This window comes from Actinoplanes sp. DH11 (genome assembly GCF_020873875.1).
Lineage (GTDB): Bacteria > Actinomycetota > Actinomycetes > Mycobacteriales > Micromonosporaceae > Actinoplanes.
Genome location: NZ_JAHWGU010000011.1, coordinates 158,131 through 174,829, shown reverse-complemented (window position 1 = coordinate 174,829; position 16,699 = coordinate 158,131). Strand labels below are relative to the sequence as shown.

10 protein-coding genes are annotated in these 16,699 nt (G+C 68.8%); 8 read left to right on the top strand and 2 right to left on the bottom strand.

From position 1 onward, the window contains the following. Positions 1–104: 104 nt before the first annotated feature. Entirely contained in the window at positions 105–476 is a 372-nt protein-coding gene (locus tag LPA41_RS18290) for an STAS domain-containing protein (protein WP_229071833.1), read from the top strand. 325 nt (positions 477–801) lie between these two features. After that, complete coding sequence (locus tag LPA41_RS18285) at positions 802–1,605, top strand: HAD family phosphatase (protein ID WP_229071832.1); 804 nt, start codon at positions 802–804, stop codon at positions 1,603–1,605. Between the two features lie 1,212 nt (positions 1,606–2,817). On the opposite strand, the gene LPA41_RS18280 is transcribed toward LPA41_RS18285, so the two are convergent. After that, complete coding sequence (locus tag LPA41_RS18280; protein ID WP_229071831.1) at positions 2,818–3,291, bottom strand: PH domain-containing protein; 474 nt, start codon at positions 3,289–3,291, stop codon at positions 2,818–2,820. 20 nt (positions 3,292–3,311) lie between these two features. Continuing rightward, positions 3,312–4,049: an oxidoreductase gene (locus LPA41_RS18275; RefSeq protein ID WP_229071830.1), complete on the bottom strand. Its 738-nt coding sequence runs from the start codon at positions 4,047–4,049 to the stop codon at positions 3,312–3,314. 206 nt (positions 4,050–4,255) lie between these two features. Between LPA41_RS18275 and acs the strand changes: the two genes are divergently transcribed. The 6 genes from acs (at position 4,256) to LPA41_RS18245 (ending at position 16,697) form a co-directional block, all read left to right on the top strand. Beyond that, a complete protein-coding gene (gene acs, locus LPA41_RS18270; protein WP_229071829.1) occupies positions 4,256–6,247 on the top strand; it encodes an acetate--CoA ligase in 1,992 nt (663 codons plus the stop codon). A gap of 270 nt (positions 6,248–6,517) precedes the next feature. Beyond that, complete coding sequence (locus LPA41_RS18265; protein ID WP_229071919.1) at positions 6,518–9,766, top strand: S8 family serine peptidase; 3,249 nt, start codon at positions 6,518–6,520, stop codon at positions 9,764–9,766. Positions 9,767–9,967: 201 nt separating this feature from the next. After that, complete coding sequence (locus LPA41_RS18260) at positions 9,968–14,566, top strand: hypothetical protein (RefSeq protein ID WP_229071828.1); 4,599 nt, start codon at positions 9,968–9,970, stop codon at positions 14,564–14,566. Next, the gene (locus tag LPA41_RS18255; RefSeq protein WP_229071827.1) at positions 14,566–15,165 is read left to right on the top strand and encodes a FixH family protein; all 600 of its coding nucleotides are present in this window, start codon (positions 14,566–14,568) and stop codon (positions 15,163–15,165) included. Before LPA41_RS18260 ends, LPA41_RS18255 begins: the two co-directional genes overlap by 1 nt. Before the next feature lie 120 nt (positions 15,166–15,285). After that, positions 15,286–15,729 carry a hypothetical protein gene (locus tag LPA41_RS18250; protein WP_229071825.1) on the top strand — a complete coding sequence of 148 codons (444 nt, stop codon included), beginning with the start codon at positions 15,286–15,288 and terminating at the stop codon, positions 15,727–15,729. Positions 15,730–15,782: 53 nt separating this feature from the next. Next, entirely contained in the window at positions 15,783–16,697 is a 915-nt protein-coding gene (locus LPA41_RS18245) for an alpha/beta fold hydrolase (protein ID WP_229071823.1), read from the top strand. The last annotated feature ends 2 nt before the right edge of the window (positions 16,698–16,699 follow it).

Sequence of the window (16,699 nt, the reverse complement as noted above, 5' to 3'; positions counted from 1 at the left end):
GACAACCCACGGCCGGCACGGGCGGTCTGGTAGTCCGACCCGCCCGGGGATGGATCCGGGCGGGGTTGGGTATCGTGTTTCGGACTCGAGCCGATGGAGCTGGCATGGACAACGCGATCCGGACCACGCTTGCCGACGACGGGACTGTGACCGTCACCGTGCTCGGTGAGATCGACTTCTCCAGCGCCGACACCGTGGCCGAGGGCATCCGGGACGCCATCGTCGACTGGTCACCGTCCGCCGTCCGCGTCGATCTGCGTGACGCGTCGTTCATCGACTCGACGGGGCTGGGCGCTCTGATCGAGAGTTACCGGGACGCGCAGGACCGCGGCATCGGATTCACCGTGGTCAACCCGAACGAGAACTTCCGGCACGTGCTGTCGGTGACCGGGCTCTCCGAGTTCTTCGGGCTGCTCGAACCGGCCGACGAGTCGATGCCCGCCGAGCCCGGGCGCGCGCAGGCAACCGGCGCCTGAGAAGGAACGACCCCCGTCGGGGGAGACGGGGGTCGCCCTTGGGATTCGGCTCCGGGGGGGTCGAGCCGAATCAACTCGGCAATCGCGGGGGGCGCGACCGCCGAGGGCCTGGGATCGATAAGTGCGTCCAACTCGAAGCAACCGCGAATGCACCTCACGGTTGTGAACACAAGTCTGCCTCAGACTCTGCCGATCCGTCGAGTCCTGAATGTGACCCGATGTGTGAGATGCCGCCCGTCTGACCGTTTTCACAGTGCGTCACCGATGGGCTCGCCGGGCGTAGGGATCAACCGGCCCGAGCCCGGTGCGGCTACACTTTCGGCCCGTGGGCCCGAGCGCCGCCTTTTTCGACCTCGACAAGACCGTCATCGCCAAGTCCAGCGCCCTGGCCTTCGGACGGCCTTTCTACCGTGACGGCCTGATCAGCCGCCGAGACGTCGTCAAGTCGGGTTATGCGCAGCTGATGTTCCGGCTCGGCGGCGGCACCGACGAGCAGGCGATGGCACGCACCCGCGACTACATGGCCGCCCTCAGCAAGGGCTGGCGGGTCGAACAGGTGCAGCAGATCGTCGCCGAGACCCTCAACGACCTGATCAATCCGTACGTCTATCTGGAAGCCGCCGCCCTGATCGCCGAGCACCAGGCCGCCGGCCGCGACGTCGTGCTCGTCTCGGCCTCCGGCGACGAGATGGTCCGCCCCATCGGCGCGCTGCTGGGCATCACCGACGTCATCGCCACCCGGATGGCCATCGTCGACGGGCGCTACAGCGGCGAGGTCGACTTCTACTCGGCCGGGCCCAACAAGGTGGTGGGCGTCCGCGAGCTGGCCGAGACCCGGGGGTACGACCTGGCGGAGTGTTTCGCCTACTCGGACTCCAGCAGCGACCTGCCGTTGCTCGAGGCCGTGGGTCACCCCAGCGCCGTGAACCCGGACCGCACCCTGCGCCGGGTCGCCGCCGAGCGCTCCTGGCCGATCCTCGAGTTCCGGCACCCCATCCCGCTCGGCAAACGCCTGCGTGACCGCCCGGCCGTCCCGGTGGCCGCGGCGGCCCTGGGCGTGGGCGTGGGGGTGGCGATCGGGTTCGCGCTCTACGGCCGGCACCGCCGCACCCGCGCGGCAATGGCCTGAGCCGTCCCGCGGGCGAATGCGGGGGCCGTGGGCGAGGCGCGAGCCGTCCCGCAGGCAATGTGGAGACCGTGCGTTGAGGCGTGAGCCGTTCCGCGCGGGCGACGCGCTCCTATGGGTTCTGTACCAGCGGCAGGAGCACCCTTGTGCGACAGACGGGCGGTGGAGCGCAGTTTGTGCCGGCAGGCGGGCGGTGGAGCCTGGTTTGTGCCGGCAGGCGATAGCCGTGGAGCACGCCGTGCAGGATGTCGATGTGGCAGCGGCCGGCGACGCGGGTAATGCGTGGCGTTTTCGCCTCTTTTGCGTTCAGTGGATGGGAAAGCCGCGATCCGCTGCGTCGGGTTCGGGCGGCGCTGTTGATCTGCTAGCGCTACGAAATCGCTGTGATCATGGGTCTGAAACCGCGATTTCGCTCCGCTAGCAGATCAACGTCTCGACATGGATGACCACGTCCGGCGCCGCGGGGCGCGAAAGGGGGCCCGTGGGCCGATGCGCGGGCGTTATCGGCTGGGCGACGATCAAGGTGCGGCGAGCGGCGGTGCGACGAGCGGCGGTGCGACGAATGGGGGTGCGCGGGCGGCACTGCAGCGATCGGGGCGCGGCCGTCGGTGGTGCGGCGAGCGGGGTGCGTGGGTCGGCGGTGCGGTGGTGGGGCCTGCCCGTGAAGACGGCGCATGGTCACCCGGCTCCGGCCTCCGGTTTTGGCCCCGCACCGGGCCTGGCGCTGACCCCGACCCGGTGCGGGGGCATGCGGCCAGGCCTGAGCCATCCCGCCGACATAGCGGGTAATCACCCATCGGTGCAGGAAACACCCACCGCCGCAATGACCTGCATGAATGCTATTGGTCTGAGTAATTGCGATTCGCCAGTTTTGCCGGGCTGATACCTGGCGATCATGCGTTGAGGGGCGTAGAAAGAAGTCGCGGACCCGTGCGAACGGGAACCGTGCACGGCCACCGGGAACCCACGCGCGATCAGCCACGGCAGGCACGTTGCGGCGGGACCCAAGCTCTGGATTCCGGAGCGCGGGACTGCCGACAACGACCCAGGTGCACGCTTGTTAACCCGGTTCGGACGTGCACAGCCGGCGCCCCACCAGGGACGCCGGCTCTTAACGCGCCAGGCCTTCATGCACTACCGCGCCGGCACGTTCATGCGCTGACGCGCCGGGGTTCAATGCGCTGCGGATTCGGTTCAAGGCGCGGCGGATTCGGTTCAATGGGCCGCGGATTCGTGGCGGTGCCGGATCTCCTGGTAGACGGCCCGGAAAAGCTTCGGGCGGGCGTGGAAGTCGACACCCTGGGCCCAGAGTTCGGTGTTCACGGTCACGCCGTCGTGCCGTTCCAGCAGCACCGTCATGCCGCTCTCGATCCACCACGGGCCGAGCCGATGGGTGGCGCGGTGCAGGCGTACCCCCGCCACTTCCCGCCAGCCCATCGTCCGTGATCGCAGCAGCCCCTGCACGCGTACGCCCTCGGCGCTGAGGTAGACGCCGTGCCGCAGGATCCGCCAGGCGCCGACCGCCCAGATCGCGGCCAGGAACCCGGCCGCCGCCCGGACACCGTGCCCGATCAGGCCGAACTGTTCGATTGTCGCGTAGGCCAGCAGCGCCAGAGCACCGGCTTCCCATGCGATGACGAGCCAGCGGCCGGTTCCCGGCGGATAGGGACGGACCCAGTCGTCCTCCATGCGGCAAAGTATGCCGCCGCTCAGACCGTCGCCAGGACCTCGTCGCCGATTTCGGTGATCACGCCGGCGCCGGCGGTGACCGCCGCCGCGTAGTGCCGCAGCCATGACCGCACTCCGTCCGGCGTCCCGGTGGCGTAGGCGCCGGCCGAGCCCACGTACTCCGGCTCGCGTTCCAGGTGCCCGGTCTCCACCCCGACCAGCCCCCGCGGGTCGAAGCCGCGCCCGATGAGGGTGAGGCGGGACGCGGCCCGGGCCACCACGCCGGCCGGACCGGCGAACGGCCGCAGGGAGATCAGCTCGGCGTGCACGACCGCGGCGAGCAGCAGCGGCGGAGTCTCCTCGTTGCCCGCGACCAGGCCGGCCAGGGCGTCGATCCGTTCCGCACCCCCGGTGAGCCGGCCCAGGTCGTGGTCGTGCACGACGCCGCGGGCGGCCAGCACGTGCAGCTTGGCGAGCACCTGGCGGGGCGCCCGCGGCCAGAGGTCGACGAGGCCACCGAGGGATTCGGCCACCCGCAGGGCGCCCTGCACGACCGGGTCGGTGACGGTGCCGCCGCGAACCTCCTCCAGGTCGTACCGGTTGCCTTCGAGGGCGGAGCTGGCGACGGCGGCGCGCAGGCTCGCCTCGGCGGCGACCTGGCCGCCGTGCCGGCGCAGGGCGCGGTGCCGCATGGCGGCGTCGACGGTCTCGCGGGCTTGGACGAAGGCGGGCCCGACGTCGGCGAGCTGGAGCAGCGGGGCTAGTGGATCCACTCGCACACGGTATATCCGGTAAGACGACGGAAACATGGGGTGCACAAACGAGCGTGGAACTGGCAAGATTCGCGCAGTACCGATCAGGAATACACCGGTCGGCGCGCGCACGGCACCGCCGGGCGCGTCCCGCCGCGCAACCCTTCGCCGGAACCGCCGGCAGAACTAGTGTGCATCGAAAGACCGGTCAGGCAGCAGAGGAGCCGCAGCTCATGAGCGAGACACTTGAGAATCTGTCCTCGGAGACGCGACAGTTCCCGCCGCCCGCCGAGCTCGCGGCGAACGCGAACGTGAAGGCCGAGGCCTACGACGTCGCCTCCGCCGACCGGCTGGCCTTCTGGGCGACGCAGGCCGAACGGCTCACCTGGGCCAAGAAGTGGGACCAGGTGCTGGACTGGTCCAACCCGCCGTTCGCGAAGTGGTTCGTCGGCGGCGAACTGAACATCGCCTACAACTGCGTGGACCGGCACGTCGAGGCGGGGCACGGCGACAAGGTCGCGATCCACTGGGAGGGCGAGCCCGGTGACACCCGCACCGTCACGTACGCCGAGCTGCTGAAGCTGGTCAGCCAGGCCGCCAACACGCTCACCGATCTCGGTGTGGTGGCCGGCGACCGCGTCATGATCTACCTGCCGATGATCCCCGAGGCCGCGGTGGCGATGCTCGCCTGCGCCCGGATCGGCGCCACGCACAGCGTCGTGTTCGGTGGTTTCTCGGTGGACGCGCTGTCCACCCGGATCCAGGACGCCGCCGCCAAGGTCGTGATCACCGCGGACGGCGGGTACCGGCGGGGCAAGCCGTCGGCGCTCAAGCCGACCGTCGACGAGGCCGTGTCGCGCACCGAGAGCATCGAGCACGTGCTGGTGGTCCGCCGCACCGGCGAGGACGTCGCCTGGACCGGCAAGGACAAGTGGTGGCACGAGACCGTCGAGCAGGCGAGCACCGAGCACCAGGCGCAGCCGTTCGACTCCGAGCACCCGCTGTTCATCCTCTACACCTCGGGCACGACCGGTAAGCCGAAGGGCATCCTGCACACCACCGGCGGATATCTGACGCAGACCTCGTACACCCATCACGCGGTCTTCGACCTGAAGCCCGAGACCGACGTCTACTGGTGCACCGCGGACATCGGCTGGGTCACCGGCCACTCCTACATCGTGTACGGCCCGCTCTCCAACGGCGCCACCCAGGTGATGTACGAGGGGACGCCGGACACCCCGGACCGCGGCCGCTTCTGGCAGATCGTCGACAAGTACAAGGTGTCGATCCTCTACACCGCGCCGACCCTGATCCGCACCATGATGAAGTGGGGCGACGACATCCCCGCCAAGTACGACCTGTCGTCACTGCGGGTCCTCGGCAGCGTGGGTGAGCCGATCAACCCCGAGGCCTGGATGTGGTACCGCAAGCACGTCGGCCGGGAGCGCACGCCGATCGTCGACACCTGGTGGCAGACCGAGACCGGCGCGATCATGATCTCGCCGCTGCCCGGTGTGACCGCCGCCAAGCCCGGTTCCGCGATGACCCCGCTGCCCGGCATCAGCGCCGACGTGGTCGACGACCAGGCGCAGTCGGTGCCGGACGGTGGCGGCGGCTTCCTGGTGCTGCGGGAGCCGTGGCCGTCGATGCTGCGCACCATCTGGGGCGACGACCAGCGGTTCCTCGAGACCTACTGGTCGCGGTTCGGGGCCGGCTCCGGGTCGGGGTCCTCGGAGGACTGGATCTACTTCGCCGGCGACGGCGCGAAGAAGGACGACGACGGGGCGCTCTGGCTGCTCGGCCGGGTCGACGACGTCATGCTGGTCTCCGGTCACAACATCTCCACGACCGAGGTGGAGTCGGCCCTGGTGTCACACCCGGCGGTCGCCGAGGCGGCCGTGGTCGGCGCGACCGACCCGACCACCGGGCAGGCGATCGTCGCGTTCACCATCCCGCGCGGCAGCGCCGTGATCGAGGGCGAGGCCGGCGAGGAGCTGATCAAGGAGCTCCGCAACCACGTGGCCAAGACGCTCGGCGCGATCGCGAAGCCCCGTCAGATCATGCTCGTCACCGAACTGCCGAAGACCCGCTCCGGCAAGATCATGCGGCGACTGCTCCGCGACGTCGCGGAGAACCGGTCGCTCGGTGACGTGACGACGCTCCAGGACTCGACGGTCATGGATCTGATCTCCTCCGGCATGAAGACCAGCAAGTCCGAGGACTGAGTCTCCACAGCGGACGGTCAGGGGCCGGTGACGCGATGCGCGTCACCGGCCCTTCTCATGTCGGAAATATGCCGTCTACTCGCCGGCGGCGCCAAGGTCACGACGTAGTCACAACGTCATCGACCGTAGTGACTTTCATTCGGATCGATCGCAGGATCACGGGGATTCGCCCGATCACCCCTCGGGCGCTGTTCCCCTCCGGAGGACCCGTACGTGACACAACAAATCACCTGGGGCCGGCGAACCGTCACCTCTGTCCTCGCGCTCGGCATGGCCGCGAGCGCGACGGCACTGAGCAGCCCGATCCCCGCCTCGGCGGCCCCGGGCACCGGCACCGTCCCCGCCACCACCCAGAGCCCGGCCGAAGAGCCGGCCACCCCCAAGGACTCCCCGGCGGAAACGCTCGGCTCGCACGACGCCGATCTGCTCGCCGACGCCGAGGCCCAGAAGAAGCCGAAGGTCACCGTCATCATCGCGACGGACGCCGGCCGCGCCGGTGACGTCGCCGCCCGGGTGAAGGGCCTCGGCGGCACGGTGAGCCGGCGGTTCGACCAGGTCGGGTACGTCCTGGCCACGGTGCCCACCGGCAAGGTGCTGAACACCGCGAACCTGCCCGGTGTCGCCGCCGTCGACCTCGACGAGACGATCAAGCTGCCGGAGATCGACCTGCCGGCGAGCAAGAACGCGGCCCGGCAGGCGGCTCCGCTGCCCGGGCCCGGCGCGACCACGCCCGCCGACAACCCGTACATGCCCACCGGCGAGACGGGTTCGGTCGACTTCAAGAAGCAGAACCCGTCCTGGGACGGCCGTGGCGTGACCATCGGCGTCATGGACTCCGGTGTGGATCTGGCTCACCCGGCGCTGCAGAAGACGACCACCGGCGAGCGCAAGATCGTCGACTGGGTCACCGCGACCGACCCGGTGGTCGAGCAGGACGCCACCTGGCGCGCCATGCTGACTGAGGTGGCCGGCCCGACGTTCACCTACAACAACGCCACCTGGACCGCTCCGGCGGGCACTTGGCGGGTCAACCGCTTCACCGAGGCCATCACGGCCTCCTCGGAGCCCGGTGGCGACGTGAACCGCGACGGTGACACCACCGACGTGTTCGGGATCCTCTACGACCCGATCAGCCACGACATCCGGGTCGACGTGAACCAGAACCGCGACTTCACCGACGACGCCGTGATGCGGCCGTACAGGGAGAAGTTCGACGTCGGCTACTTCGGTACCGACAACCCGGCCACCGCGATCGCCGAGCGCATGCCGTTCGTGGTCGAGTACCGCGAGGACGTCTCGCTCGAGCCGCTCGAGGACCCGACGCTGCCGGCGACCACGGACTACGTGAACATCGGCATCCCGGAGGGCATGCACGGCTCGCACGTGGCAGGCATCGCCGCCGGCAACGACCTCTTCGGCAACCGGAACCTGGACGGCCAGGCCCCCGGCGCGAAGATCGTCTCGGCTCGGTCCTGCTCGTGGGGCGGCGGCTGCACCTCCGCCTCGCTGACCACCGGCATGATGGACCTGGTCATCAACCGGCACGTCGACGTCGTGAACGTGTCCATCGGCGGCCTGCCCGCGCTGAACGACGGCAACAACGCCCGCGCCAGGCTCTACGACGAGCTGATCGACGTGTACGGCGTGCAGATCGTCATCTCGGCCGGCAACTCCGGTCCGGGCACCAACACGGTCGGCGACCCGTCGGTCGCCACCGACGCGATCAGCTCCGCGGCCAGCATCAGCAAGGAGACCTGGCTCGCCAACTACGGCTCGGTCACCCGACGGTCGCTGCAGCTGTTCAACTTCTCCTCGCGCGGCCCGCGCGAGGACGGCGGCTTCAAGCCCAACCTGACCGCACCCGGCTCGGCGATCTCCACGGTCCCGACCTGGGAGCCGATGGCCGGCCTGGACACCGTCGGTTACACCCTGCCGCCCGGCTACTCGATGCAGAACGGCACCTCGATGTCGGCTCCGCAGATCACCGGTGGTGTGGCGCTGCTGCTCTCGGCGGCCAAGCAGAAGGACCTCGGTGTCACCCCGGCGGGGCTGCGCCGCGCCCTCTACTCGACCGCGGACCTGATCCCCGGCGAGTCGGTCAACGGCCAGGGCAACGGGCAGATGGACGTGCCCGCCGCGTGGAAGATGCTGACCAAGAAGTCGGAGATCCGGAAGTACACCGCGTCGGCCCCGGTCTGCACGCCGCTCTCCGAGCAGCTCGCCACCGCGAACCAGGGCACCGGCATCTACAACCGGTGCGCGGCCGGTTCCGGCGGCCTGACGGCCGGCAAGGAGAAGACGGTCACGGTCAAGCTGACCCGGACCACCGGCCCGAAGCAGACCGTCAAGCACAAGCTCAGCTGGGTGGGCGACCGCAAGGCGTTCTCCTCGGCCGGCTCCGTCGACCTGCCGCTGAAGAAGACCGTCAGCGTGAAGGTCAAGGTGCGTCCCGGTGAAGGCCTGAACAGCGCCATCCTCAAGGTCGACGACCCGCGTACCCCGGTGGTCGACTTCGAGGTGCTCAACACGGTCGTCACCGGCACCGTGACCAAGAAGCCCGGCTACCTCGACACGGTGACCGGCGAGGTGGACCGCAACTCCACCAAGTCGTTCTTCGTCGTGGTGCCGGAGGGTGCGACCGCGCTGCAGGTGAACCTGTCCGGCATCGCGACCGGCTCGCAGACCCGCTGGGTCGCCATCAACCCGTGGGGCGTCCCGGTCGAGTCGACGGCCAGCACCGCCTGCTACACCAACTTCTCCGACGTCAACGCCTGCAAGCCGCAGGAGCGGTCGTACGAGAACCCGATCCCGGGCATCTGGGAACTCGAGGTCGAGTCCCGGCGTACGTCGCCGGCGCTGAACAACCCGTTCACGCTGACCGCGAAGATCCAGGGCGTCACGGTTGACCCGGCGGCCACCACGCTGCCGAGCGTCAAGGCGGGCCAGGCGGTCCCGCTGACCTGGACCGTCAAGAACAACTTCGGTCCGGTGAAGCTGACCGCACAGGGCGCCCCGCTGGGCAGCGCCTTCCGTGACCGCCCGACGATCGCGGACAAGCAGCAGCAGGAGTTCGAGGTCGTGGTCCCGACCGGCGTGCAGCGCCTCAACGTCGCGATCGGCAACACCAGCGACGCCGCCGCCGACCTGGACCTGGTGCTCTACAACGCGGCCGGTCAGGTGGTGGCTCAGCAGGCGGACGGCGACTCGGAGGAAGCCGTGTCAGTCGTCTCGCCGGCCGCCGGCACCTACACGGTCCTGGTGGACGGCTACGCGGTGCCCAGCGGCTCCACGCAGTTCGACTACCTGGACGCGTACTTCAGCCCGGCTCTGGGCGGCATCACCACCCAGAGCACCGCGGTCTCGCTGGCCAACGGCCAGAGCGCCAAGGTCACCGGGTCGATCACCGCGGCTTCGGTGCCGCCGGCCGGACGCACCATGTTCGGCGAGATGTCGCTGGTGACGGACGAGGGCGCGGTCGTCGGCCGCGGCTCGGTCGCGATCACGGCGGTCACCGAGTAGTCGAGCTCCACGCAGTACCGATCAGGCCCGTCCGGGACACCCGGGCGGGCCTGACTCATAGACATACAACGATCTAAGTCATAGATTGATCTCGATAGTTTGTCGTGGATACGGGGCCACGCCAACAACAATTCCAGCCGCCTGCGCCTCTGCGAAGAGGCGCGGGACGCGAGGCCTCGTGTCCCGCGTCCTGGAGGTGGCGTGTCCACACCGATTGACCTCATACCCCTACTACTGATCACAACCTTCGCCGCGTACGTGCTGCTCAGCGCACGACGAAGGCCGAACGGGCCGGTACGGGTGGCACTCACCGCCGGAGCCGGCCTGTGGATCGGCCTGGTCGGCGGCGCCATCTGGATGGTGAGCCAGGCGACGGCCGCCGCCACCCTGCCGCCCAAGGCGGGCGCCGCGGTGAGTCCGTGCGTCAGCGGCGCAGCGACCAAGACGTTCGACGTCTCGCTGATCAACCTGCCGATCTTCTTGAACCGGTTCGGGGACGTGGTCCCGGAGGGCCGGATGTACATCCTCGACGGGAACATCGCCACGGTCCGGCAGAACTTCAAGTACGCCGCCGACCCGTCCAAGGCCAACCTCGACGACCTGATCGAACCGCTGACCATCCGCGCCAACAAGGGCGACTGCGTGTCGATCAAGTTCACCAACCGGCTGAACGAGGCCGCGCCGCAACTCGACCGCACGGTCCGGGACTCGGCGATCTACACACTGCCCGGCGAGATCAAGAAGGCACCCGGGTCGTCGACGCTCGGCGCCCGCGAGTTCGCGCCGGCCCTCACCGCCCCGAAGATCGACTTCGATCCGGCGAAGGCGCCGAACGCGTCCATGCACTTCGACGGGCTCGACTACGACGTCAAGACCGGGGACGGCACGGCCGTTGGCAACAACCCGGACTCCACCGCCGCGCCGGGAGCGTCCATCACGTACCTGCTGCACGCGCAGGCGGAGGGCGAGTTCCAGTTCAAGGACGGCGCGGACTTCACCTCCGTGTCCACCCAGCCCGCCGGCGCCAAGCAGTACATCGGATCGCAGAGCTTCGGCGCGTTCGGTGCGGTCGTGGTCGAGGCGAGCGACGCCACCTGGGTCGACTCGCGTACCGGCGGTCCGCTGGCCTCCGGGACCCGGGCGATCATCAAGCGGCCCGGCAACAAGGACTTCCGCGAGAACGTGCTGTTCATGCACGACGAGGTGGAGGCCGAGCCGGGCATCCTCACCCGCTACTGCCGCAGCGGCGGGGATGACGACGACGCGACCGGCACCGAGTGCATCGAGCCCACGGCGGCCCAGCTCGCGGTCCTGACCAAGGGCACCCTGCCCGGCCTCGGCGGCGGGGACGCGGACGCCATCGTGCAGTACCACGAGCAGATCCCGATCAAGCTCGAGTGGTTCGCGTTCAACTACCGGTCCGAGCCCACCTACAACCGGGAAGAACTCGGTTGTCCCTCGGCCAGCGTGTCCGGCCAGGGATATCAGGCCAACGAATGCGTCGGCGAGGAGACCTCGCTGTCGTCCTGGGCGTACGGCGATCCGGGCGGCGGCGACCTGATCTTCCCGAACTACCGGGGTGAGCCGACCCAGGTCCGACTCATGCACGCGGCGGAGTACGAGACCCACACGTTCCACTGGCACGTGAACCGCTGGGCGTACGACCCGCAGGACGAGGGCGGCCTCGACGCGATAAGCAGCCCCAACCACGTCACCCGCACGACGAACATCCTCGACGTGCAGTCGGTCTCCCCCGGCGCGCACTACGACCTCGCCGTGCAGGGTGGTGCCGGCTCGGCCCACAAGGGCAAGCAGGCCACGTTCGGCGACATCATCTTCCACTGCCACCTCTACCCGCACTTCGCCACCGGGATGTGGGGGCTGAACCGGACCTTCGACAAGCTCGAGGACGGCACCCGGAAGAACCCGGACGGCACACCGATCCCGAAGCTGGAACCGCTTGCCGACTTCGACTACCAGCCGACCGCCGGCACCAACCTCGACAAGCCGCCGGTGCCGGACGCCACCAAGATCGGATTCCCGCACTTCGTACCCGGCAAGTTCGGGTTCAAGGCGCCGAAGCCGCCGCTCGGCGTCTCCAGCCGCACCGCGACCGGCGCGTTCCCGCCCACCGCGAAGGAGCAGGCCGCGGCGGATCCCGGAGCGCAGGTGCCGGGCGGGTTCTTCCAGAACCCGTGTCCGACCGGCCGTCCGACGAAGGAATTCCAGATATCGGCCATTCAGCTCAGTCAGGTCTACAACCCGACGGTGAAGTGGACGAACCCGCAATCGCGAATATATGTGCTCAACGACGACCGGGAGAAAGTGCTGGCCGGGCAGAAGCCAGAACCGTTCTCACCGTTGCTCAACGTGGGTGACTGTGTGGTCTACAAACTGACGAACCGGCTGCCACTGGACTACGGCGGCACCACGTTCGACAGGCAGCAGATCACCAACGAGGTGGGCCTGCATCAGCACATGGTGCAGTTCGACGTGCTCTCCTCGGACGGCGCCGCCAACGGGTGGAACTACGACCAGGGCGCGGACGGTGCGGCCGGCGGCAACGGCCAGACCATCACCTACCGCAACTTCGTGCACGAGAACACCGCCACCAACTCGTTCCACGACCACTTCTACGCCAACGTCCATCAGGACGCCGGCCTGTTCGGTGGTGGGACGATCCACGACGCCGGATGCGTCTTCCGTGACGGGCGGACGAACCAGGAAGTGAAGATCGGCACGATCGTGGCGGTGCACTGCACCTCGACCACCGACTACAACGGCACACGGACCGACGGGTACGACTACCGGAACGTCTCCCTCTTCATCGAGGACCACGTGCCGATGTTCAAACCGGCGGACCCGAACACGACGAACGACGACCAGTTCGTCACCAAGGACGGCGTGCCGATCTATCCGGCGAAGTTCCCGTCCAGCAACGACGACTACGGCGTGATGGGCATCAACTACCGGCTGGAGCCCTTCGAAGCGCGCCGGGATCGAGATCCGTCCCGGATATTCACCGTGCAGCCGGACAGCGCCCAGTTCGAAGCCTGGGGCAACCTTCCCTACACACCGACACCTGGTGCGTTCCGGGGAGACCGGATCAAGTGGCGAATATTCCAGCTCTCCCAGGAGGAATCGCACGGCATCAACATCGATGCCAAGTGGCGGCACGAACCGAAGGACGACGGGTCCAACATCGTCTCCGCCCAGCACATCGGAATCCTCGAATACTTCGAGATGCAGGTGAAGACGACGTCGGAGGGATACCACTTCTATCCGATCGACCGCGACGAGTTGTACTTCCTCGGCGGCTCGGACGACCTGTTCCTCGGCGCGTGGGGTCATCTACGGGTCTTCCGATGTCAGACCTACGGCGCGGCGGTGTCGCCGGGACCGGACGTGCCGCCGAAGCCGGAGATTGCCCTCTACCCGCTGCCGGACAACACGGCCAACGCCCTGAACTGCATCAACGAGCAACCGACGATCCCGCCCAAGCCGATCACGCAACCACCGGGCCAGCCCTGTGGAGGCGCACCGGTCAAGTCGTTCAGCATCGTGGCGATCAACCGGGACATCACCTACAACAAGGCCGGTGACCACGACCCCAACGGTCTGCAGTACGCGCTGGAGTCCGACTGGCTGAACAACACGGTCAAGAACGAACCTCTGGTGATCCGCGCCAACCAGGGCGACTGTGTCGAGGTCACGCTCAAGAACAAGCTCGACCCCGCGAAGATGAAACCGAACTGCTTCGAGGGTGTCGAACCGGGACAACTGGGTTACCGGTACAGCGATCTCAGTTACCCCGGCTGCCTGGACCAGCCCCCGAAGAACGAGGTGAACGTCCCGGGCTTCCAGCCGCTCAAGGTGAGCAACCGGGTGTCGATCAAGCCACAGCTGACCACGCACTACAGCTTCTCGTCCGGGGTCAATGTCGGCACGATCAACGGGTACGACCGGACGGCCGGACCCGGCGAACAGATCACCTCCCGCTGGCTCCTGGACACTCCGCCGGGCATGGCGATGCTGCGTGACATGGCCGACCCGCTGCACCACGCCAACCACGGCCTGTACGGCGCACTGATCATCGAGCCGACCGGGTCCACGTACCTCGACCCGGCCACCGGTGCACCGCTGAGCAGCGGCACCAGTGCGGTGATCGCCAATCCGTCGGTGCCCGACTTCCGGGAGAACATCGTGCTGATGAACAGCGACCTGGCGCTGTTCCGCAAGGACACCAACGGTAACCCGGCCGACGACCAGCCGGTGCCAGACAACCTGGACCTCGTCCGGACCCCCAGCCAGGAGGCCGACGACGCCGAGGATCAGGGCGAGTTCTCCATCAACTACACCAACGAACCCTGGTCCCACCGGTACGCCAACGACCAGAACATCACCAACATCTTCAGCTCGTACGTGCACGGGGATCCGTCGACACCGACGTTCCAGGCGTACGGCGGGGACAAGACGGTGTTCCACGTCGGGCAGGCCGTCGGTGACGCGCGCTCGACGAGCTTCGCGCTGCACGACCATCTGTGGCGGCGGGCGCCGAACGACGCGCAGTCACAGCTGGCGGCGAGTCAGGGACAGTTCAATCCGGGTGTCTCGTACCAGATCCTGCTCGATCCGGCGATCACCGGCGGCGCCGGAGGTCGACGGGCCGCGGCCGGTGACTACCTGTACCGGTCGAGCACCCTGCAACGGCACCTGAACAGCGGTCAGTGGGGCCTCTTCCGTGTGCACGCGACCAAGCAGACCGGCTTGATCGCGCTGCCGGACAAGCCGGTGGCGTGATGAGCGCGCTCAAGGAGAAGTGGCGGCTGCCGGACGACATCCGGCACGGCAAGCCGGCCCGGGTCACCAAGCCGGCCCGAGCCTCCCGGCCGGCCGGTGGCCGGAAGCAGGCCCGGCCGCGATCACGCCCGTTCCGGCAGGGCCTGATCCTGGGCGTCTGCATCGGGATGACCGCTGCGCTGCTGGTCGGCGTGGCCGCCTTCCTGCTCACCCCGCCGCGGGCGGCCACACCGGCCGTGGCGGAGCAGGAGACGGCCACGGACAAGGGGCGGGCAGCCGAGCCGCAGGCTGCCATCTCGATCGTCAGTGAGCACCTGGGTGACCTTCAGGTGCGGATCGAGGCGAGGGTCAGTTCACCGGGCAGCTACGACCCGATCACCAAGGGCCAGGTGGTGGCGTACACCGACATGGTCGCCATGCCCAAGGCGCACAAGCAGGGACCGATCGTGATGGCCGAGATCTCCGGCAAGCCGGGTGTCTACGAAGCCATGACGAACGTGCCGATGGCCGGCGAGTACAACGTCGTCGTCGAGGTGAAACAGCCGATGGCGTCGACTGCCAACCAGCGGCTGGAGGTGGGCACCGTACCGGCGAAGTGAGGTTGATCGGCGGCGCCCGGGAAGTTCGCTCCCCGGGCGCCGTCGCGCGCGCGGAACCGATCCGCCGCGCGGGTCGTCGGATCTGTTACGTCGCTCGGACGGCTCGGGAAGGACGGAACGATGCGCGATCAGGTCACGTACCGAATCGGACTCGCCATGGCGGCCGGAGCGTTCCTCGCTGGCTGCGGCGCCACCTCCGACTCCCCGGCGGCGCCGGCCACGGAGCCGGCGCCGTCCGCCCCCGGCGTGAGCGCGCCGCCCTCCACCGGCGTGAGCGCCGGCCCCTCCACCGGCACGGGCGCCGACCCCTCGGAGATCCCGCGCGAGCCCGGCGACGGGCCACCCGCGACCGGCTGGGTCTCCGGCATGGTCACCCGCGGGGGGACAGGCCCCTGCTACGGGCTTACCGCCGACGACGGTACGAAATACGCGCTCTACGGCACCGACGGCGTCGAACTGACCAAGGGCGAGCGGGTCCGGGTGCAGGTCGAGACCACTCAGCTGCGCATCTACTGCGGCCCCGGCGACCTGATGGCGATGACCGCGTCCGAACCGATCAAGTGAGTTTCCGGCCGGTGCCCGGCCACGCCCGTGACAGCGCCGAATAGGCTGACCGCATGGACGAGTCGTTCGTACTGGCGGAGGGGCCGTGGAGCCATCGCTTCGTCGGCGCCAACGGCAGCCGTTTCCACGTGGCCGAGGTGGGCACCGGGCCGCTCGTGCTCTTCCTGCACGGGTTCCCCGAGTTCTGGTGGACCTGGCACGACATCATGACTCGCGTCGCCGACGCGGGCTACCGGGCGGCCGCCATCGACCTTCGCGGTTACGGTGCCAGCGACAAACCACCACGGGGGTACGACGGCTACACCATGGCCGCCGACGTCACCGGCCTGATCCGCGCCCTCGGTGAACGGTCGGCCACCGTGGTCGGCGCCGGAGCCGGCGGCATGATCGGCTGGGCGGCCGCGTCCTTCCACCCGAAACTGGTGAACCGTCTCGTGGTGCTCGGCGCGGCACACCCGCTGCGGCTACGGGCCGCGCTCTTCGCCGACCCGCGCGGCCAGTTCGCCGCCTCGTCCACCGTCCTGCGATTCCAGGTGCCGCGCTTCGAGCACGTGCTGACCAGGGACGACGCGGCGCTCGTCGGCGAGCTGCTGACCAAGTGGAGCAGCCCGGCGTTCGCCGCCTCCGAGGAGTTCGCCGAATACGCGTACCGCTGCCGTAAAGCCATGCAGATCCCGCAGGCCGCGTTCTGCGCGCTCGAGGCCTACCGCTGGGTGGCGCGCAGTGCGCTGCGGTTGCAGGGATACCGGTTCGTCAAACTGATGCAGCGGCCGTCGAGCGTGCCGACGCTTCAGCTGCACGGCGCCCTCGACACCGCCGTGCTGCCACGCACCGCGCAGGGCTCCGGGCGTTACGTGACCGCGCCCTACGAGTGGCGGCTGATCCCGGAGACCGGTCACTTCCTGCACCAGGAGACGCCCGACGTGGTGACCGGCGAGATCCTGCGCTGGCTGAAGACGCCGGCCTAGGC

Excerpts from the sequence above, each read along its gene's own strand:
- LPA41_RS18290 (WP_229071833.1), top strand. The coding sequence starts at position 105 with ATGGACAACGCGATCCGGACCACGCTTGCCGACGACGGGACTGTGACC.
- LPA41_RS18250 (WP_229071825.1), top strand. The coding sequence starts at position 15,286 with ATGCGCGATCAGGTCACGTACCGAATCGGACTCGCCATGGCGGCCGGA.
- LPA41_RS18255 (WP_229071827.1), top strand. The coding sequence starts at position 14,566 with ATGAGCGCGCTCAAGGAGAAGTGGCGGCTGCCGGACGACATCCGGCAC.
- LPA41_RS18280 (WP_229071831.1), bottom strand. The coding sequence starts at position 3,291 with ATGGAGGACGACTGGGTCCGTCCCTATCCGCCGGGAACCGGCCGCTGG.
- acs (WP_229071829.1), top strand. The coding sequence starts at position 4,256 with ATGAGCGAGACACTTGAGAATCTGTCCTCGGAGACGCGACAGTTCCCG.
- LPA41_RS18265 (WP_229071919.1), top strand. The coding sequence starts at position 6,518 with ATGGCCGCGAGCGCGACGGCACTGAGCAGCCCGATCCCCGCCTCGGCG.
- LPA41_RS18245 (WP_229071823.1), top strand. The coding sequence starts at position 15,783 with ATGGACGAGTCGTTCGTACTGGCGGAGGGGCCGTGGAGCCATCGCTTC.